Genomic DNA, 18,085 nt, shown 5'->3' with positions numbered 1-18,085 from the left:
CGCCTGGCTGCGCGCCAGTCAGACCCATGCGGGCGTCCGGGTTGATCAGGTTGGTGGTGGAATCCATGCTTCGAAACTCTCCGAGTCTTGCGTTTTCTGCGAAGTGCGCCGGCGTCGGCCGAGCGCACTGCAGGCACTTTCATGAGAGGAATTATCCGTAAGCAGGATTTAGTTGATCCAACGAATAGAAGCGAGTTTTGGTTTCCTTTCCCTGCTTTGAGAAATGACGCTGCTGCTAGACTTTTTCCTAATCGGTCAGGCCATATGGCGAACCGCCCAGGCTCCGGCGCAGACGCCGGCCTGAGGCCCGGGACAGGCCCCGGTTCGAATTGTCCCAGAAGTGCCGCCGTCCATATGTTGCCGCCGATTTTCAGTTCCTTTCCGTTCCTTCTGGAGACACTATGAATGCTCCCATTAGCCCGTTGAGTTCGGCGCTCCAGCAAATGCAGACCATGGCGACGCAGGCGGCGGGCGGTGCCGGCAATGTCGCGAGCGGCAGCGTCGTGCCCGAATCGGGTGCAGCGAGCGCCGGCAGTTTCGCCGACGCGCTGAAGTCGTCCCTCGACAACATCAGCAGCAGCCAGATGAAGGCGGGCAAAGAGGCGCAAGCGTTTGAAATAGGCGCGCCAAACGTTTCGCTGAACGACGTGATGGTCGACTCGCAGAAGGCCAACGTGGGATTCCAGTTCGGCTTGCAGGTCCGCAACAAGCTGGTCTCGGCCTACAACGACATCATGAACATCTCTGTCTGAGCGCTGCACCGCCGGCTTTTCGTACCATCGATCTTCCGACCATTTCCTTTCCTCGGAATTCGTTGTGACGCAAAGCACGCCTAAAGCTTTTGCCACTTTCTCCGATAACCCGGATAGCAGCACGATAAACGGTCAGACAAATAAAAAGGTCGGGACCTGTTCGTCGGCATCGGTTCATCACGGTTCCCGTCAATAAGTGCGCTGGCGTACAGCGCCTTTGCGCGAAACGCTTATGAAACGACGGAAACATGGGACCAGAGTGAGGCATGGGACCGGAGTAAGCGCTAAAGCGCCAACTCCAGTCGACACGCCAACTCTGGTCGACACAAGGAGAGGGTCGGATGTTTTCCCAGGGACACAGTGGAGCCAACGCCTATGCACGCGTCGGCGTTCAGACAGGGGTAATGGGCGCAAGCCCGCACAGGCTGGTTGTCATGCTGTATCAGGGTGCGCGACAGGCTGTCGCCCAAGCCCGGATGCACCTGCAGCAGGGCAATATCGCGGCGCGCGGCGAAGCGATCACGAAGGCGATCAGCATTATCGAAAGCGGTTTGCAGCCGGCGCTTAACAAGGACGCCGGCGGTGAGATCGCGGCACGCCTGGACGCGCTCTATACGTATATGTCGCACCGGTTGCTCGAGGCGAATGTGCGCCACAGCGAAGAGGTGCTGGTGGAGATCGATGGCCTCCTCGCGACGCTCGAAGAAGCCTGGATGGCAATTGCACCCGAAGCAGCAAAAATGGCTGCGGCGTGACGCCGCGAAACATGCTTGCACATAATGAAAACCACACAAGAATATTTCGCTCATTACGAAGCGATTGCCGCACTTTCTGCATGCATGCTGGCCGCTGCGCGAAGCGGAGAATGGGGTGAACTGAAGACGATGCAGAGCGCCTATCGCGACTTGATCGACGGTCTGAGGGAAGCCGATCCCAGCTCCGAACTGGACGACTCCGCGCGGGCTCGCAAGCTTGAACTGGTGCGCCGGATTCTTGCCGATGACGCCGCCATTCGCGACCTCACCGCCCCCAGCCTCGCGCGTTTGTCCGCTGCGTTGTTCACTGTGAACAGGCCAGTGCGAGTTTTGAAGAAGATGATCGGGCTGCGCTAGACGCGTTTTACGCGTTCGCGGCTCGTTAAAGACCAGTGGCCCGCCAATACGGCTGGACTGGTGACCCGAGGAAACTGGCATGCCTGGACTGGACTCCGCGATCGCTGCGCTGCTTGCCAGCCGCACCGACATGCTGCTGTCCGCGCTCAATACGCAGACCAGTTCGACCGCCCCTCAAGCCAACACATCGCAACTTTCAGTCGATACTCCGCGCGTCGCCACGCCCGCATCCGCCGTCAGCGCGTATGCCGCGCCGGGGCCGTCCGCGCAGACCGCGCTCAGCGAAATCGCGCGCACGCTTGACGCCATTTCGCGTTTTGGCGGCAGCGCCACGCCCGCCTTGCTCGGCAATATGCCGTTGTGGCCGACTGCGCCGCGCATCGTCCAGGCTGCCAGCGCGTTCGAGAGCCTGTCCGGATCCTTGTTTTCCTCGAGTTCGGCGAGTGCCGCGGGCGCGGTCAATCCGCCCGCACCGCCTTTGCCCGCGACGGTTCTCGCAGGGATGCTGGCCAGGACCGTTGCGGACAGCGGACTTTTCTACGAAAACCATATCGCGCTGTGGCTGGGCGGACAACGTTCGCTCGCGTCGCTGAGCAATGAGCCGCAGGCACGGGTGGACAAATCGGCCAGCGGATTACCGTCCGGCTCTTTCGCGCAACCGGCCGCAGCGGCCGCCGAAGTCTGGATCGACGAAACGCTGCTTCCGCCTACGTTTGCCGCCGATACCCCCAATCCAATGAATTCCGCGCGTCCAGTGCCGACGCCGCAGACGCCGCAGCAGGCGGCGGCGCTGGCGGCGTCGGTGCGTGAGATGCCGGCCAGCGTGTTTTCATCGGCGGCGTCGGCGTCCTCGGGAGCAAGCACGGGCACGCAGTCTTCGGCCGCGCATGTCCACGATTCGGCCGTGCAGGCAGCGCTGGCCTCCGGCATTCATCCATCGACTATTCCGCTGGTCCGGCAGCAGCTCGACGTGCTTGCCTCCGATCAGTTTCGCTGGTCTGGCGAAGCGTGGCCGGGCGCGAAGTTCGAGTGGCAAATCCAGCCGCAAAACCACAGCCCGCAGGAACGCGATGCGCATCACGACGGCGGCGCGATCGACGCGGATCGCGCGTGGCATACGCGAGTCACGCTGACGCTGCCGACGCTCGGCAATGTGGACGCCGATCTGGTGCTCACCGGCAACCAGTTGGTGGTGCGAATGAATGCGAGCGAGGGTGGCGCGGCCCGTCTCGCCGCCGATGGTGACCATTTCCGGCAGCAAATCGACGCGGCGGGATTGCAGCTTGCCGGGCTGACGGTGCGCGCGCGGGACTCGCTTGCGGAATCGCCGACTGATCCAGCCTTCCCTAATTTCGCCGACGTCGCCAGCGCGGCTGGTTTGCCAGCAGCTGTAACCGCGCCGACATTAACCCCGACACCGCCAGGCCGGAGCAACTCGTGAGCTCGCGCAGCGATTCGCGCAAGCAGGCCACCGCGCTCACTTATGACACGCTGAACGGCGACGCCGCGCCGCGCGTGGTCGCAAAGGGCTACGGGCTGGTCGCGGAAATGATCGTGCAGCGCGCGAAGGATGCGGGGCTGTACGTGCATGAATCGCCGGAGATGGTGTCGCTGCTGATGCAGGTCGACCTGGACTCGCGCATTCCGCCCGCGCTCTATCAGGCGGTGGCGGAATTGCTCGCGTGGTTGTATCGGCTGGAGAACGGCGTGGAGGAAGGGCCACCGCCCGAAGTGGACCCGACCATTCCGGTCCGCAAGGGGCGTGGCCGCACCGCTTGATTCATCTAAAGCTGAACTACTTCGACATCCTGGCTATCGCGCAAACGCGCGCTCGATAACCGTGCTGAAATCGAGCGTTGCAGGCAGCGTTCCGTACACGCGATTAGCCGAACCGCGGGCGTCGCCAAGACGGGTTTCGATAAACGCCGCCGCCACGTCCGCCGGCGCGTGCTGCGCGAGCAGAACCCCTTGCGCTGTCAGCACCAGTTGCTGCGCAATCCCCCGCGCCGATGCCTCGCGCGTGGATGGGTCGCCGCGCAGCATGGCGAGCAGCGTCTTCAGCGCTTCGCCGAGCACGCGATGTTCACTCGCCACTGCCTGCCATGAATCGAGCAGCGCACGGGCCGCATCGGGCTCGCGTTCGAACGCCCGCAGCACGTCGAGGCACATCACATTCCCCGATCCTTCCCAGATCGAATTCACCGGTGCCTCGCGATAAAACCGCGCCATCGGACCCGTTTCCACATAACCGTTGCCGCCCCAGACTTCCATTGCTTCCCCGGTGAATTCGAGCGCGCGTTTGCAGACCCAAAACTTCGCCGCCGGGGTCACGATGCGACGCCACGCACGCTCTTCCGGCCGCTCCGAATTCTCGAATGCGCCGGCCAGACGCATGAACAGTACCGTTGCCGCTTCGGATTCCAGCGCGAGGTCGGCGAGCACGTTGCGCATCAGCGGCTGGTCGATGAGTTTTGCGCCGAAAACCCGCCGGTGCCGCGCGTGATGAACGGCCTGGATCAGCGCGGCGCGCATCAACGCAGCGCTGCCGATCACGCAATCGAGGCGCGTGAAGTTCGCCATTTCGATGATCGTCGGTACGCCGCGCCCTTCGTCGCCGATCATCACGCCGTAGGCGTCGAGGAATTCGACTTCGCTGCTTACGTTCGAGCGGTTGCCGAGCTTGTCCTTGAGCTGCTGGACCTGCACCGCGTTCTTCGATCCATCCGGTGCGAAACGTGGGACATAGAAGCAGGAAATCGGGCCGCTTTCCTGGAGGCTTTCACCGGTACGCGCCAATACGAGATGGGCATCGCATTGCGGCGCGGAAAAGAACCACTTATGGCCGATCAGCCGATACTCGCCGCCCCGACCGCCAGCGCCTGTAGCGACCGCATGAGTCCGGTTGCTGCGCACGTCCGAGCCGCCCTGTTTTTCGGTCATGCCCATGCCGATCATCATCGATTGTTTGCCGGCGCCGAGCGGGATATCGCGTGGATCGTGTTGCCGCGAAAGCAATTGCGCCTGCAGGCTGGCGTACAAAGCGGGTTCTTGCTGCAGCACGGGAATGCTGGCGAAAGTCATGGTCAGCGGGCACAGCGAGCCGCTTTCCAGTTGCGCGTGCAGGAAATATCCGGCGGCGCGCGCAGCCATCGCGCCGGGCTTCGGCATGGCGGTTTCGAACGGCAGTGAGTGCAGGCCTTGCTCGCGCAACATTGAAAGCAGCGTATGCCAGGCGGGATGGAATTCGATTGCATCGATGCGTTCGCCGCGCGCGTTGAACGGATGGTGTTCGGGGGCGTGCCGGTTGGCGAGGCCGGCGAGCGCGAGGACGTCGGGATGCGTGAGAGCGAGACCGTCGCGGGTAAGCGCGTCGAGATGCCAGGCGGCGCCTTCGCGCTGGATGGCGCCGACCAGCGCAGGGTCGGTCGTGAGCGCGTTGTAACGCTCGAGTGGCGGCGTCTGGTTGGTGACTTCGTGCGTCTGGCCGTAGGTGGGTGAATTCATCGCTTGCCTCCGTCTGAGGTTTTAGTTTGCTCCGGTGCGGCGATATTCGCAAAGTGCGCTCCTCGCTATCCCCATCGCAAACAAGACCTCTTGAGAATCGTCTCAAATCTTCTGCCTTGAGGTATTTCCGATTTTTAGTCGGAAGTCCTTATTTCCTCGATGCCGAACCTATAATCAGCGCCGCCCAATCGGGGCCGTAGGCGCAATCACGCGAGTAAGGAAAAGGCAATTCAAATGAGCGTTAATGTTATTCAGCTAGTACAGGGCGCTTTGACCGAAAGCGTGTTGCAACAACTCGCAACGAAACTGGGCGTCGCTCCCGAAGCGGCGAAACGCGTGGTCGGCATGATCGCGCCGGCACTGGTCGGGTCGCTGATGAACAAAGTTGCATCGCCCGAAGGCGCGCGCAGGTTGTTCGCGTCGATCATGTCGCCGGATTCGAATGCGAATATCGTCGACATGCTGCCGTAACTCGTCCACGGCGACGGCCTGCAATCGCTGCTCGCATCGGGCACGCGGCTTTTCAGCGGCGAGTCGTCGGAAGAACGCGTCAACGCGCTGAGCAACGCGGTGGCCGCGAAAACGGGCGTATCGGTCGGCGCCACGCACGCACTCAGCGGCATTGTCATGACCACGTTGTTCGGCGTGCTCAAGCATTACTTCACGAAGGCCGACGGTGTTGTCGGCCAGTTGCCCACGCTGCTCGGGCATCAGTTGCCGATGGTGAAAGCCAGCATGACGGAAGACATCGCCGGCGCGCTGGGTCTGGGTGGCGCGGGCAGTTTCCTCTCCGGCGTCGCGGCGCAGATGAAAGCGGTGTCGTCGCACCTCGACCATCCGTCGATGGTTGGTGGCGTGTCGCCTGCCGTCAACGCTTCGCTCGACCGGATCGTGGTGGAAGAGAAGGTGTTGTCGAAGAAGCGGGCGGAAGCAGTGCGCGCGTTCCTCGTGAAGCACGGCGTTCCTGCTGATTCGCTGACGGCGCAAGGTTTCGGCGATGCCCACCCGGTCGCCGATAACGCAACGGCGAGCGGACGTTTCGAGAACCGCCGGATCGACTTCGCTGTACAGGAGTGATTGTCTGACCCGGGGGCTTCTGAGATCCCGTACTGACGTGGCAATACAAACCACCCCGCGCAAGCGGGACAGGGTGTTTTTCTGGGGTGCGTAGTCGAGCCGTTTGCGAGCCCTTTACCTCGGCACGGCGTTGCGCACGTGTGCCGGAAACCGTTCCGCCGGTCCTTGCAGGAAGTCATCGCCGAGATTGGCTGGGAGCGTTTGCCGCACGACCTCGAGCCAGGCGCGCGCCGCGTTCGACAAATAGCCGTTGCGCCGCCAGCCCACGGCCATATCCCAATGAATTTCCGGCGCGACCACCGGCCGGCAGGTGAACGCGTTGGTATCGAGTCGCCGGCAATACGGCGCGGGCAGCAATGCAATACCGACACCCGCCTGCACCAGCGCCGCCATGAAATCCCAGTGGCCGCTGCGCCCCACGATAGCCGGCGTGAATCCCGCCTCGCGGCAAGCGTTGAGCACGAGATCCGATAACGCCAGACTTTCGCCGTAGAAAACGAACGGTTCTTGCGCGAGATCGGCGAGCGGCACGTCCACCGAGGCATCCCATCGCGAACCTTTTGGCGCGACGAGCCAGAGCAACTGGCGGCTGACCGGCAAAACGTCGAACGTGGCGAGATCGACCGGTTGCAGCACGCCGCCAAGTTCCAGTTCACCGTCTATCAACGCCGCCTCGATCGCCTTCGAGCCGCGCTCGAACAGCTTCAGCTCCACCTTCGGATAGCGTTTCTTGAACACAGCGATGGCTGGCGTGAACAGTGTTCCGCCCATCGGCGGAATGCCGATAGTCAGCGTGCCGCGCCCGAGTTTGCCGAGATCGTTGAGCTCGGCTTCGAGTTGCGCGTGCGCCGCGAGCACTTCCAGTCCGCGCTGATAGACGATCTGGCCGGCGTCGGTGAGCACCATCTGGCGGCTTTCGCGCAGCAGCAGCGGCGAACCGATTTCGTCTTCGAGCGACTTCACCATCTTGCTGATGGTCGGCTGCGTGACGAACATTTTTTCTGCCGCCGCGGTGAAGCTCTTTTGCTTAACGACCTCGACGAAATACCGCAGCGATCGCAATTCCATACATACCCCCTGAATTCCAAATTGGAATGTATTCGATAAGTTTAAGTCATTTTTTTTATGTTGCAGCGCACGCTATATTCAACTACACGTTAACCCTTATAAATCTGCAGAAAGGCCTGCCATGATCATTCTCGCCGCCGTTTTGCCTCTATCAACCTTATTCGCCGGTTCCCGCGCCGCGCTTGGCCGGGTTGCGCGCATCGCTATGCAGAGCGCCGGTCTTGCCGGAATCTGGCTGCTTGCCGATTTCGCCGCACGCACTTTGCATTTGCCCGTGCCGGGCGGCGTTGTCGGCTTGCTGGTGCTGCTCGCGCTGTTGTTCGGCGGCGGTATTGCGCCGCGCTGGGTCAAGGCGGGCGCGGACTGGCTGCTCGGCGACATGCTGCTGTTTTTCATCCCGGCCGCGGTCGCCGCAGTTCAGTACGGCGGCTTGTTTCGGCAAGACGGCTGGCGCCTGGCGCTGGTTGTGGTGTTCGGCACGTTGATGGTGATGGTGGCGGTGGCATTCGCCGTCGAACAGGCTTCGAAGCTCGAGCGCCGGCTGGAACTGCGCCGCGTGATGAGCGCGCGGCACGCGGCACGGGCTTGATGGCTGCTTTGTGAACCCGGACGCGATGACACACTTCTACGAATCCCTCTTCGCCGATGACGCCGCGCGTCTCATCGCGGCAGGTTGCTTCGTGCTGACGGTCGCGTTGTATTTCGTGTCGAAGCGCGTCTATGCGCGCTTTCGTCAGCCGTGGCTTACGCCGCTACTCACGGTGCCGGTTGTGCTCGTGGCCATCGTGCTGGGCGCGCGCATTCCGTACCCCGTTTATTTCGCTGATACCCGCTGGCTGATGTGGCTACTCGGCCCGGCCACGGTCGCGTTTGCCGTACCTATCTTCGAATATCGGCATCTGCTGAAGAAGCATTGGCTGTCGTTATCGGTGGGCGTGACGGTTGGGATTTTGGTCGCGGTCGGCGGTTCGCTGATACTCGCAAAACTGCTGCATTTATCGCCGGAATTGCAGCGCAGTCTGGCGACGCGCTCGGTATCGACGCCGTTTGCGCTCGCTGTCTCCGACAAACTCCACGCGCCGAAGGATCTGACAGCCTTGTTCGTGATTGCGACCGGCGTGGTCGGCATGTTGTTCGGTGAAATTGTGCTGGCGTTGGTGCCATTGCGTTCACGGTTGGCGCGCGGTGCGCTTTTTGGCGCGGCGGCACATGGCGTGGGCACCGCCAAGGCACGCGAACTGGGTCGCGAGGAAGGCGTAGTCGCCAGTCTGACGATGATGATCGCCGGCGTGGCGATGGTTTTGTTGGCGCCGCTATTAACGTTTTTGCCGTTTTAGGGTGAACGGTTGAGCGTCGCCTGCGGCGGCAACACCCTAACTGCTCAGCCGCACCACCGCCGGCAGCGCCCAAAACTGTCCATCGGCGCAATCAAAACACCCTCCCAAGCCCACCTCGTTTCATCCCAATTTGCTACAATCCGATTTCGCTTCGAGGAGCGTTGCGACGGCTTTCATCGACGAAGGCCGCCAGGCTCGAAGCATTCAATCGGACGGAGCGACAGCGCGGGTTAGATCACCACGCGCTCGTTGAACCACCGCATCGAACGGCGCTCACGTCAAATTTCTATATTTCCATTAGAAAGGAGGGCGTGATGAACGCCGCAGTTCTCGATTCCAATAAAGATTTCCTCGTCGCCGATATGTCTCTTGCCGCCTGGGGCCGCAAGGAACTGAACATCGCTGAAACGGAAATGCCCGGCCTCATGCAAACACGTGAGGAATACAAGACGCAACAGCCGCTGAAAGGCGCACGCGTCGCGGGTTCGCTGCACATGACCATCCAGACCGGCGTGCTGATCGAAACGCTGACCGCGCTGGGCGCCGACGTGCGCTGGGCATCGTGCAATATCTTCTCGACGCAGGATCACGCAGCCGCGGCTATCGCGCAAGGCGGCGTGCCGGTGTTCGCATTCAAGGGCGAATCGCTCGACGAATACTGGGAGTTCTCCCACCGCATCTTCGAATGGCCGAACGGCGAATTCGCCAACATGATCCTCGACGACGGCGGCGACGCCACGCTGCTGCTGATCCTCGGCTCGAAGGCTGAAAAGGACCGCTCGGTCATCGCCAAGCCTGAGAACGAAGAAGAGGTCGCACTGTACAAGTCGATCGCCGCTCACCTCGACATCGATCCGGCTTGGTATTCCAAGCGCCTCGTCCACATTCAAGGCGTGACGGAAGAAACGACGACGGGCGTGCATCGTCTGTATCAGATGGAAAAGGAAGGGCGTCTGCCGTTCCCGGCCATCAACGTGAACGATTCGGTCACGAAGTCGAAGTTCGACAACCTGTATGGCTGCCGTGAATCGCTGGTGGACGGCATCAAGCGCGCCACCGACGTGATGATTGCCGGCAAGATCGCGGTCGTGGCCGGTTACGGCGACGTGGGCAAGGGTTGCGCGCAATCGCTGCGCGGCCTCGGCGCGACGGTGTGGGTCACGGAAATCGATCCGATCTGCGCGTTGCAGGCAGCGATGGAAGGCTACCGCGTGGTGACCATGGAATATGCCGCCGACAAGGCCGACATTTTCGTGACCGCGACGGGCAACTTCCATGTGATCGGCCACGACCACATGAAGGCGATGCGCAACAACGCGATCGTCTGCAACATCGGTCACTTCGATTCCGAAATCGATGTTGCCTCCACGCGCCAGTACACGTGGGACAACATCAAGCCGCAAGTCGACCACATCATTTTCCCCGACGGCAAGCGCATCATCCTGCTGGCCGAGGGCCGCCTGGTGAACCTGGGTTGCGCGACGGGCCACCCGTCGTTCGTGATGTCGGCCTCGTTCACCAACCAGACGATCGCGCAGATCGAACTGTTCGTGCACGGCGACAAATACGAAAACAAGGTCTACGTGTTGCCCAAGCACCTTGATGAAAAGGTTGCGCGTCTGCATCTGGGTCGTATTGGTGCTGAACTGACTGTGCTTTCCGACTATCAGGCCAGCTATATCAGCGTGGACAAGATGGGTCCGTTCAAGCCGAACCACTATCGTTATTAAACACGTAGTGTTGTCGTAGCTCCCAGCGCGCGCATGGGTTTGAAAAAAACCATGCGCGTGAAACTTCAAGTACCAGGAGACCATCGATGTCCGTGCTGCTGACCTGGCTGATCAACGCGCTCGCGCTGTTGATCATCACTTACCTTGTGCCGTCGATTCACATCCGCAGTTTTGGCACCGCGCTGATCGTCGCGATCGTGCTCGGGCTGATCAATACGTTCCTGCGTCCGTTGCTGGTGCTGCTCACGCTGCCGGTGACCATTCTTACGCTCGGGTTATTCATTCTGGTCGTGAATGCGCTGTGTTTCTGGCTGTGCGCTTCGTTGCTGAAAGGCTTCGAAGTATCGGGTTTCTGGTCGGCGTTCTTCGGCTCGATTCTGTACAGCATCGTGTCCTGGCTGCTGTCGGCGCTGATCCTCGGTCAGCGCAACATCTAAGAACGCGAGTGCCTTGCGCGCGCGTTCCACTCCTCCCATGAAACCGATCGAACTCTCATTCGAGTTTTTCCCGCCGAAAACGCAGGAAGGAATCGAGAAATTGCGCGCGACTGGCGCGCAGCTCAAGGCGCTCAACCCGAAGTTCGTCTCCGTGACGTTCGGCGCGGGCGGTTCCACGCAGCAAGGCACGCTCGATACCGTCCTCGAGATGATGAAGCAGGGGCTCGAAGCGGCGCCGCATTTGTCGTGCATCGGGTCGTCGAAGGATAGTTTGCGCGGGATTCTCGGCGCGTATCGGGAGCATGGCATTCGTCATATTGTCGCGTTGCGCGGCGATTTACCGTCCGGCATGGGCGAAGTCGGCGAGTTGCGGTATGCGTCGGAACTGGTGAGCTTTATTCGCGCCGAGCATGGCGACTGGTTCAACATTGAAGTCGCGGCGTATCCGGAATATCACCCGCAGGCGCGTTCGCCGAAATCCGATCTCGAGAACTTCGTGCGCAAAGTGCAAGCCGGCGCGAATTCGGCGATCACGCAGTACTTCTACAACGGCGACGCGTATTTCCGTTTCGTCGACGAAGCCCGCAAGCTTGGCATCGATGTGCCTATCGTGCCGGGCATCATGCCGATCACCAACTTCTCGCAGTTGATGCGCTTCTCCGAGATGTGCGGCGCGGAAGTGCCGAAGTGGATTGCGCGTCGCCTGGAAAGTTTTGGTGACGATAAAGAAGCTATTCGTGCATTCGGCTTGGATGTAGTAACCGGATTGTGCGAGCGGCTGGTGAGGGAAGGCGCGCCGGGACTGCATTTTTATACGCTGAACGGCGCGGCTGCGAGCAAGACGATTTGCGAGCGTTTGGGATTGCCAAAGGCCTGATGTTTTTGTTTAACCCGCGCGGCGTTCGCCGCGCGGTTCTTCTGTTTCCAATCCTCTCTGTTTAATCACCTTGAAACATTGTGCATAACGAAACATGATTGGTTCATGTTCTCGTCGAGCAACATTCCCGATCATTAACTTAAAATTACATTTCTTTCGTGATACGGTAGCGCCCGAATTTGCCGTCGCGCGTGGGTTTGCCGACAAAGCGTGAATCGATGAAAAACGCGCAGAATCGACAGAAAACCCTGATAACTCGAAGAAGTTAAGCGAAAACACGGCCTTTTCAATCTCGTCAGCTGGCTTGCCGGACACACGCGCAGAAGCTATTTCCCATAGGGAATTTCGTCGCCTTGTTCCCCCCGGCAAAGCTCAGTAATATCGCGCTACGCTGGTTTTAGCCGGCATCGATCCTGGAGGAAACATGAAGAAAATTGGCCTGTTGCGAGCTGCTCGTCTGTCGATGGCATTAAGCGCCGCCATCGCGGCATCGCTCGTAACCGCGAGCGTCGCCCAAGCAGCACCGATTCCTAACAAAACGCTCGTCTACTGCTCAGAGGGCAGCCCGGCCGGTTTCGATCCCGCGCAATACACGACGGGCACCGATTTCACCGCAAATACCTTCACGGTCTATAACCGCCTCGTGGAATTCGAGCGCGGCAGCACGAAGGTGGAACCAGGTCTCGCGGAAAAGTGGGATGTATCGCCTGATGGCCTGACGTACACGTTCCATCTGCGCCATGGCGTGAAGTTCCAGACCACGTCGTTCTTCAAGCCGACGCGCGATTTCAACGCGGACGACGTGCTGTTCACGTTCAACCGCATGCTCGATCCGGACCAGCCGTTCCGCAAAGCCTATCCGGCGTCGTTCCCGTACTTCACGGACATGGGCCTGGACAAGCTGATCACGAAGATCGAAGCAGTCGACCCGTACACGGTCAAGTTCACGCTGAAGGAAGTCAACGCGCCGTTTATCCAGAACATGGCGATGGAATACGCGTCGATTCAGTCGGATGAATATGCTCAGCAATTGCTCAAAGCTGGCAAGGCAGCCGATATCAACCAGCAGCCGGTCGGCACGGGTCCGTTTATTTTCCGCAGCTATACGAAAGATGCGACCATCCGTTTCGACGGCAATCCTGACTACTGGAAAGCGGGCGCGGTCAAAATCTCGAAGCTGATTTTCTCGATCACGCCGGATGCCGCCGTGCGCGTGCAGAAGCTGAAGAACAACGAATGCCAGGTGATGAGCTATCCGCGTCCGGCTGACATCGCGCCGCTGAAGGCGGATACGAATCTCGATACGCCGTCGCAGCCGGGCTTTAACGAAGGCTACGTGGCGTACAACACGACGAAGAAGAGCGTCGAGAACGTGGACGTGCGCCGCGCGCTGGACATGGCGATCAACAAGAAGGCGATCATCGAGTCGGTGTATCAAGGCGCGGGTCAATCCGCCGTCGCACCGATGCCGCCGACCCAATGGTCCTACGACAAGAACCTGAAGGCTCAGGCGTACGACTCCGCGAAGGCCAAGGCGCTGCTCGCGAAGGCGGGTTTCCCGAACGGCTTCGAAATGAACCTGTGGGCCATGCCGGTTCAACGCCCGTACAACCCGAACGCGCGTCTGATGGCCGAGATGATCCAGGCTGACTGGGCGAAGATCGGCGTGAAGGCGAATATTGTGTCGTACGAGTGGGGCGAGTACATCAAGCGCGGCCACGCAGGCGAACATGACGCCATGCTGATCGGCTGGACCGGCGACAACGGAGATCCGGATAACTGGCTCGGCACGCTGCTCGGTTGCGAAGCGGTCAACGGCAGCAACTTCTCGCACTGGTGCTACAAGCCGTTCAACGACCTGGTGATCAAGGGCCGCAATACGTCCGACCAGGCGCAGCGCACGCAGGCTTATATGCAGGCGCAGCAAATCTTCGCTGAACAACTGCCGTTCTCGCCGATCGCACACTCCACGGTCTATCAGCCGACGAGCAAGAAAGTGATCGGCATGAAGATCGAGCCGCTGGGTTACTTGCGCTTCGACGGTGTCGGCGTGCAGTAAGCTGTAAGCGGTACGCTTTATGCACCAAAACTAAAACTAGTCGAAAAGGTCCGGCGACAAGGGTCACAAGCCCGCGTCGCCGGTCGCATTTTTCCTCCCCAAAGAGACGAACCATGTTCCGATTCGTTCTGCGGCGCATAGGCATGGTGATCCCGACGTTCATCGGCATCACGATCCTGGCGTTCGCGTTAATCCACCTGATCCCGGGCGATCCTATCGAAGTCATGATGGGCGAGCGCGGCGTGGACCCGGCAATGCATGCCGAAGCAATGAAGCGGCTCGGGCTCGACCTGCCGCTACCCATTCAATATTTCCACTATGTCGGACACGCGCTGAAAGGCGATCTCGGCATGTCGATCATCACCAATACCAGCGTGATGGGCGAATTCGCAGCGCGCTTTCCGGCAACGCTCGAACTCGCTATCTGCGCGATGATCTTCGCCCTGGTGATCGGATTGCCGGCGGGCGTGGCCGCTGCGTTAAAGCGCGGCACGGTCGTCGATCACGGCGTGATGGGCACAGCGCTCACCGGTTATTCCATGCCGATCTTCTGGTGGGGTTTGATCCTCATTATGTTCTTCTCGGCCAAGCTGGGCTGGACCCCGGTTTCCGGGCGCATTGCAGTGGAATACGACATTCCGCATCGCACCGGCTTCATGTTGTGGGACGCGCTCTTTTCCACCGATGAAGGCGCGTTCAAGTCCGCCGTCAGTCATTTGATCCTGCCGACCATCGTATTGGGCACTATTCCGCTGGCGGTGATCGCCCGCATGACGCGCTCGTCCATGCTCGAAGTGCTGCGCGAGGATTACATCCGCACCGCGCGCGCCAAAGGTCTTGCGCCGGGGCGCGTGGTGATCGTGCATGCGCTGCGTAACGCGCTGATTCCCGTGGTGACCGTGATCGGCCTGCAGGTCGGCACGCTGCTGGCCGGCGCTGTGTTGACCGAGACGTTGTTCTCCTGGCCGGGCGTGGGCAAATGGCTCATCGACGCCATCAGCCGCCGCGATTATCCCGTCGTGCAGGGCGGTATCCTGATGATCGCAACGCTCGTCATTCTTGTGAATCTGGTCGTCGACTTGTTGTACGGCGTGCTGAATCCGCGCATTCGCCATACGAGGTAAGCCAATGGCCGACATTCAAAATAGCTCCCCGGCATTGACCCCCGTCCCGAGTGGCCGATTTATCGCCGTCCGGGAATTCTGGGCCAACTTTTCACGCAATCGCGGCGCGGTCGTGGCCGGCGCGATCGTGCTGATACTGGTGTTCGTCGCCATCTTCGCGCCGTTGATCGCGCCGCATAGCCCGATCGAGCAATATCGCGACAACGTCAAAATCCCGCCCGCGTGGCTCGATGGTGGTAACTGGCGTTTCGTACTCGGCACCGACGAAGCCGGCCGCGACATCCTCTCCCGCCTGATGTACGGCGCGCGGCTGTCGTTCTGGATCGGCTTTGTGTCGGTGGTGCTGGCGCTGATTCCGGGCATCGTGCTCGGACTGACGGCCGCGTTTTTCCAGAAATGGCTCGACACGCCGATCATGCGCATCATGGACGTGCTGCTCGCGCTGCCTTCGCTGTTGTTGGCAGTTGCGGTGGTCGCGATTATCGGGCCGGGGCTGATGAATACCATGCTCGCCATCGCGATTGTCGCGTTGCCGGGTTATGTGCGTTTGACGCGCGCATCCGCGCTGGGCGAACTGCAGCGTGAATACGTGACGGCGTCGCGCGTGGCCGGAGCCGGCACCGCGCGGCTGATGTTCTCGCAAGTGCTGCCGAATTGCGCCGCACCGCTGATCGTGCAGGCAACGTTAGGCTTTTCGTCCGCGATTCTCGATGCCGCCGCGCTCGGTTTTCTCGGACTCGGCGTTCAACCGCCGTCAGCCGAGTGGGGCGCGATGCTCGCGTCGGCACGCGACTACATCGAAAGCGCGTGGTGGATCGTGACCATGCCCGGGCTTTCCATTCTGATTTCGGTCCTGGTGATCAACCTGCTCGGCGACGGTCTGCGCGACGCACTCGATCCCAAACTCAAACGGATGGCATGACATGAGCGATCTCCTAACCATCCGCAATCTCGCCGTGAGTTTCAACGGACTCCCGGCGGTCGATCGAATCGATATTTCCGTCAAACCCGGCGAAGTGATCGGCGTAGTCGGTGAGTCAGGCTCCGGTAAAAGCGTCACGATGATGGCGCTCATGGGTCTGATCGATGCGCCCGGAATCGTCACCGCCGATCAGATCACGTTCAACGGCGTCGACTTGTTGAAGGCATCGGCGCGGCAGCGCAGGAAGATTATCGGCAAGGACATTGCGATGGTCTTCCAGGACGCGTTGTCGAGCCTGAATCCGAGCTATACCGTCGGTTATCAGATCAAGGAAGTCCTCAAGCTGCATGAAGGCCTGAGAGGCGCGAAGCTTCATCAACGCGCGCTCGAATTGCTCGATCAAGTCGGGATTCCCGATGCAAAGAGCCGTATCGATGCCTTCCCGCATCAGATGTCCGGCGGCATGAACCAGCGCGTGATGATCGCGATGGCGGTCGCGTGCAATCCGAAGCTGCTGATTGCCGACGAACCGACCACCGCGCTCGACGTCACCATCCAGGCGCAGATCATGGAACTGCTGGTGAAGCTGCAGAAGGAGCGCGGCATGGCGCTCGTGCTGATTTCGCACGATCTCGCGGTCGTGTCCGAAGTCGCGCAGCGCGTGGCCGTGATGTATGCGGGCGAGATTATCGAAACGAATCACGTGCCGACGATCTTCAGTGAACCGCATCATCCGTACACGGAAGCGTTGCTCGCGGCCATTCCGGAGCATAGCCGCGGCGCCGCGCGTCTGGCGGCTTTGCCGGGAATGGTGCCGGGCCGCGACGATCGTCCGGTCGGATGTCTGTTCGCGCCTCGCTGCACTTACGCCGTCGACGATTGCCGCAAGGAGCGGCCGGCGCTCTTTCAACTTGCCCCGAACGATCCCGCGGTGCGAGCGCGCTGCATCAAGCCGCTGAACATGGAACTTGTGGCAGAACACGGAGGCGCGCGATGAATGCCGTTCCTGAGACTTTTGCTAAAGACACGGTCCTAGTCGCCGATAAACTCACCAAGCACTACAGCGTCAAGCGCAGCATGTTCCAGCAGGGCACGGTGAAGGCGCTGAACGGCGTCTCGTTCTCGCTCGAACGCGGCAAGACGCTTGCGGTGGTGGGTGAATCCGGCTGCGGCAAATCGACGCTGGCGCGCCAGTTGACAATGATCGAAGCGCCTACGTCGGGACGTCTGCTGATCGACGGCGAGGATGTAGCAAGCGCGAACCGGGCGAAAGTGGCCGACTTGCGGCAGCGCGTGCAGATGGTGTTCCAGAACCCGTTTGCATCGCTGAATCCACGAAAAACGGTCGAGCAGACGCTGGGCGAACCGCTCGCGATCAACACGAAGCTGACCTCCAGCGAACGCGCAGAGCGTATTGCGCACATGATGCGCACCGTCGGTTTGCGGCCGGAACACGCGGCGCGTTATCCGCACATGTTCTCGGGCGGGCAGCGGCAGCGTGTGGCTATCGCGCGTGCGATGATTCTCGATCCGCAGATCCTGGTGGCCGATGAACCCGTGTCCGCGCTCGATGTATCCATTCAGGCGCAGATTCTGAATCTGTTCATGGATCTGCAGGAGCAGTTCGGGACGAGCTATGTGTTCATCTCGCACAACTTGTCGGTGGTGGAACATATCGCCGATGATGTCATGGTGATGTATTTTGGCGGTGTAGCCGAACTTGGCGACAAGGCGACGATCTACGCACGGCCGCGGCATCCGTACACGCGGTCGTTGATGTCGGCGACGCCTGCCTTGTTCGAAGAGGATCGGCGCATCAAGATCCGGCTGCAGGGCGAAATGCCTTCGCCGCTGAACCCTCCATCAGGTTGCACATTTCATCAGCGCTGCCCGTATGCAATCGATAAATGCCGCGTGGAAGAACCGGCGCTGCGTTTCGTCGATGGCCGGCACGTCTCGTGTCACCGCGCCGAGGAGGTGGGGGAGATCGATGCCTGAACGCCAAGCGGCGCGGCAGTTTGCGCGCCGTTTTGCTGTGCTGGTGGCGGCGCTCCTGGCCGTTTTTTGCTTTGCCCCGCGTTTAGCC

20 protein-coding genes and 1 riboswitch are annotated in these 18,085 nt (G+C 60.7%); of the genes, 17 read left to right on the top strand and 3 right to left on the bottom strand.

The window, feature by feature from the left end; all coding sequences use genetic code 11:
* Nucleotides 1-401: 401 nt before the first annotated feature.
* From fliE to EOS_RS26310, 5 genes are all read left to right on the top strand, one after another.
* The gene (fliE, locus tag EOS_RS26330) at nucleotides 402-752 is read left to right on the top strand and encodes a flagellar hook-basal body complex protein FliE (RefSeq protein ID WP_047895124.1); all 351 of its coding nucleotides are present in this window, start codon (nucleotides 402-404) and stop codon (nucleotides 750-752) included.
* Between the two features lie 341 nt (nucleotides 753-1,093).
* Nucleotides 1,094-1,507, top strand: a complete 414-nt coding sequence (fliS, locus tag EOS_RS26325) for a flagellar export chaperone FliS (RefSeq protein WP_047895123.1) — start codon at nucleotides 1,094-1,096, stop codon at nucleotides 1,505-1,507.
* 24 nt (nucleotides 1,508-1,531) lie between these two features.
* On the top strand, nucleotides 1,532-1,864 hold the full coding sequence (locus EOS_RS26320; RefSeq protein ID WP_047895122.1) for a flagellar protein FliT: 333 nt from the start codon (nucleotides 1,532-1,534) through the stop codon (nucleotides 1,862-1,864).
* A 79-nt stretch (nucleotides 1,865-1,943) separates the two neighbouring features.
* Complete coding sequence (gene fliK / locus EOS_RS26315; protein ID WP_053064057.1) at nucleotides 1,944-3,305, top strand: flagellar hook-length control protein FliK; 1,362 nt, start codon at nucleotides 1,944-1,946, stop codon at nucleotides 3,303-3,305.
* On the top strand, nucleotides 3,302-3,643 hold the full coding sequence (locus EOS_RS26310) for an EscU/YscU/HrcU family type III secretion system export apparatus switch protein (protein WP_047895121.1): 342 nt from the start codon (nucleotides 3,302-3,304) through the stop codon (nucleotides 3,641-3,643). The genes fliK and EOS_RS26310 overlap by 4 nt, the downstream gene beginning before the upstream one ends.
* Nucleotides 3,644-3,676: 33 nt before the next feature.
* On the opposite strand, the gene EOS_RS26305 is transcribed toward EOS_RS26310, so the two are convergent.
* Nucleotides 3,677-5,368, bottom strand: coding sequence for an isovaleryl-CoA dehydrogenase (locus EOS_RS26305; protein WP_047895120.1), 1,692 nt, complete (start codon nucleotides 5,366-5,368; stop codon nucleotides 3,677-3,679).
* A 234-nt stretch (nucleotides 5,369-5,602) separates the two neighbouring features.
* On the opposite strand from EOS_RS26305, the gene EOS_RS43690 reads away from it, so the two are divergent.
* Entirely contained in the window at nucleotides 5,603-5,839 is a 237-nt protein-coding gene (locus EOS_RS43690) for a DUF937 domain-containing protein (protein ID WP_053064056.1), read from the top strand.
* 99 nt (nucleotides 5,840-5,938) lie between these two features.
* On the top strand, nucleotides 5,939-6,445 hold the full coding sequence (locus tag EOS_RS43685; protein ID WP_053064055.1) for an OmpA family protein: 507 nt from the start codon (nucleotides 5,939-5,941) through the stop codon (nucleotides 6,443-6,445).
* A gap of 114 nt (nucleotides 6,446-6,559) precedes the next feature.
* On the opposite strand, the gene EOS_RS26295 is transcribed toward EOS_RS43685, so the two are convergent.
* Nucleotides 6,560-7,513, bottom strand: coding sequence for a LysR family transcriptional regulator (locus tag EOS_RS26295; RefSeq protein ID WP_047895119.1), 954 nt, complete (start codon nucleotides 7,511-7,513; stop codon nucleotides 6,560-6,562).
* Nucleotides 7,514-7,634: 121 nt separating this feature from the next.
* On the opposite strand from EOS_RS26295, the gene EOS_RS26290 reads away from it, so the two are divergent.
* The 5 genes from EOS_RS26290 (at nucleotide 7,635) to metF (ending at nucleotide 11,894) form a co-directional block, all read left to right on the top strand.
* Entirely contained in the window at nucleotides 7,635-8,102 is a 468-nt protein-coding gene (locus EOS_RS26290) for a CidA/LrgA family protein (RefSeq protein WP_047895118.1), read from the top strand.
* A gap of 25 nt (nucleotides 8,103-8,127) precedes the next feature.
* Nucleotides 8,128-8,850 (top strand): LrgB family protein, encoded by a 723-nt coding sequence (locus tag EOS_RS26285; RefSeq protein WP_047895125.1) that lies wholly within the window; start codon nucleotides 8,128-8,130, stop codon nucleotides 8,848-8,850.
* Nucleotides 8,851-8,997: 147 nt separating this feature from the next.
* Nucleotides 8,998-9,132, top strand: a riboswitch (S-adenosyl-L-homocysteine riboswitch).
* Between the two features lie 32 nt (nucleotides 9,133-9,164).
* The gene (ahcY, locus tag EOS_RS26280; protein WP_047895117.1) at nucleotides 9,165-10,580 is read left to right on the top strand and encodes an adenosylhomocysteinase; all 1,416 of its coding nucleotides are present in this window, start codon (nucleotides 9,165-9,167) and stop codon (nucleotides 10,578-10,580) included.
* Between the two features lie 86 nt (nucleotides 10,581-10,666).
* Nucleotides 10,667-11,017 (top strand): phage holin family protein, encoded by a 351-nt coding sequence (locus tag EOS_RS26275; RefSeq protein ID WP_047895116.1) that lies wholly within the window; start codon nucleotides 10,667-10,669, stop codon nucleotides 11,015-11,017.
* A 37-nt stretch (nucleotides 11,018-11,054) separates the two neighbouring features.
* On the top strand, nucleotides 11,055-11,894 hold the full coding sequence (gene metF, locus EOS_RS26270) for a methylenetetrahydrofolate reductase [NAD(P)H] (RefSeq protein ID WP_047895115.1): 840 nt from the start codon (nucleotides 11,055-11,057) through the stop codon (nucleotides 11,892-11,894).
* A gap of 9 nt (nucleotides 11,895-11,903) precedes the next feature.
* Here metF and EOS_RS46445 read toward each other — a convergent pair whose 3' ends face one another.
* The gene (locus EOS_RS46445) at nucleotides 11,904-12,209 is read right to left on the bottom strand and encodes a hypothetical protein (protein ID WP_152693178.1); all 306 of its coding nucleotides are present in this window, start codon (nucleotides 12,207-12,209) and stop codon (nucleotides 11,904-11,906) included.
* Nucleotides 12,210-12,318: 109 nt separating this feature from the next.
* On the opposite strand from EOS_RS46445, the gene EOS_RS26265 reads away from it, so the two are divergent.
* The 5 genes from EOS_RS26265 to EOS_RS26245 all read left to right on the top strand — a co-directional run bounded on the left by EOS_RS26265 (nucleotide 12,319) and on the right by EOS_RS26245 (nucleotide 17,997).
* Nucleotides 12,319-13,953 carry an ABC transporter substrate-binding protein gene (locus EOS_RS26265; protein ID WP_047895114.1) on the top strand — a complete coding sequence of 545 codons (1,635 nt, stop codon included), beginning with the start codon at nucleotides 12,319-12,321 and terminating at the stop codon, nucleotides 13,951-13,953.
* Nucleotides 13,954-14,066: 113 nt separating this feature from the next.
* Entirely contained in the window at nucleotides 14,067-15,077 is a 1,011-nt protein-coding gene (locus EOS_RS26260) for an ABC transporter permease subunit (protein ID WP_047895113.1), read from the top strand.
* A 4-nt stretch (nucleotides 15,078-15,081) separates the two neighbouring features.
* The gene (locus tag EOS_RS26255; protein WP_047895112.1) at nucleotides 15,082-15,999 is read left to right on the top strand and encodes an ABC transporter permease subunit; all 918 of its coding nucleotides are present in this window, start codon (nucleotides 15,082-15,084) and stop codon (nucleotides 15,997-15,999) included.
* Between the two features lies 1 nt (nucleotide 16,000).
* A complete protein-coding gene (locus EOS_RS26250) occupies nucleotides 16,001-16,996 on the top strand; it encodes an ABC transporter ATP-binding protein (protein WP_047895111.1) in 996 nt (331 codons plus the stop codon).
* Nucleotides 16,993-17,997, top strand: coding sequence for a peptide ABC transporter ATP-binding protein (locus tag EOS_RS26245; RefSeq protein WP_047895110.1), 1,005 nt, complete (start codon nucleotides 16,993-16,995; stop codon nucleotides 17,995-17,997). Before EOS_RS26250 ends, EOS_RS26245 begins: the two co-directional genes overlap by 4 nt.
* Nucleotides 17,998-18,085 lie beyond the last annotated feature (88 nt).

Origin of the sequence: Caballeronia mineralivorans PML1(12), assembly GCF_001028175.1 — a bacterium.
In the GTDB taxonomy this organism is placed as follows: Bacteria; Pseudomonadota; Gammaproteobacteria; order Burkholderiales; family Burkholderiaceae; genus Caballeronia; species Caballeronia mineralivorans.
This window is presented reverse-complemented; position numbering and strand designations above follow the sequence as displayed.

Excerpts from the sequence above, each read along its gene's own strand:
- fliE (WP_047895124.1), top strand. The coding sequence starts at position 402 with ATGAATGCTCCCATTAGCCCGTTGAGTTCGGCGCTCCAGCAAATGCAG.
- fliS (WP_047895123.1), top strand. The coding sequence starts at position 1,094 with ATGTTTTCCCAGGGACACAGTGGAGCCAACGCCTATGCACGCGTCGGC.
- EOS_RS26320 (WP_047895122.1), top strand. The coding sequence starts at position 1,532 with ATGAAAACCACACAAGAATATTTCGCTCATTACGAAGCGATTGCCGCA.
- fliK (WP_053064057.1), top strand. The coding sequence starts at position 1,944 with ATGCCTGGACTGGACTCCGCGATCGCTGCGCTGCTTGCCAGCCGCACC.
- EOS_RS26305 (WP_047895120.1), bottom strand. The coding sequence starts at position 5,368 with ATGAATTCACCCACCTACGGCCAGACGCACGAAGTCACCAACCAGACG.
- EOS_RS43690 (WP_053064056.1), top strand. The coding sequence starts at position 5,603 with ATGAGCGTTAATGTTATTCAGCTAGTACAGGGCGCTTTGACCGAAAGC.
- EOS_RS26295 (WP_047895119.1), bottom strand. The coding sequence starts at position 7,513 with ATGGAATTGCGATCGCTGCGGTATTTCGTCGAGGTCGTTAAGCAAAAG.
- EOS_RS26290 (WP_047895118.1), top strand. The coding sequence starts at position 7,635 with ATGATCATTCTCGCCGCCGTTTTGCCTCTATCAACCTTATTCGCCGGT.
- EOS_RS26285 (WP_047895125.1), top strand. The coding sequence starts at position 8,128 with ATGACACACTTCTACGAATCCCTCTTCGCCGATGACGCCGCGCGTCTC.
- ahcY (WP_047895117.1), top strand. The coding sequence starts at position 9,165 with ATGAACGCCGCAGTTCTCGATTCCAATAAAGATTTCCTCGTCGCCGAT.
- EOS_RS26275 (WP_047895116.1), top strand. The coding sequence starts at position 10,667 with ATGTCCGTGCTGCTGACCTGGCTGATCAACGCGCTCGCGCTGTTGATC.
- metF (WP_047895115.1), top strand. The coding sequence starts at position 11,055 with ATGAAACCGATCGAACTCTCATTCGAGTTTTTCCCGCCGAAAACGCAG.
- EOS_RS26265 (WP_047895114.1), top strand. The coding sequence starts at position 12,319 with ATGAAGAAAATTGGCCTGTTGCGAGCTGCTCGTCTGTCGATGGCATTA.
- EOS_RS26260 (WP_047895113.1), top strand. The coding sequence starts at position 14,067 with ATGTTCCGATTCGTTCTGCGGCGCATAGGCATGGTGATCCCGACGTTC.
- EOS_RS26255 (WP_047895112.1), top strand. The coding sequence starts at position 15,082 with ATGGCCGACATTCAAAATAGCTCCCCGGCATTGACCCCCGTCCCGAGT.
- EOS_RS26250 (WP_047895111.1), top strand. The coding sequence starts at position 16,001 with ATGAGCGATCTCCTAACCATCCGCAATCTCGCCGTGAGTTTCAACGGA.
- EOS_RS26245 (WP_047895110.1), top strand. The coding sequence starts at position 16,993 with ATGAATGCCGTTCCTGAGACTTTTGCTAAAGACACGGTCCTAGTCGCC.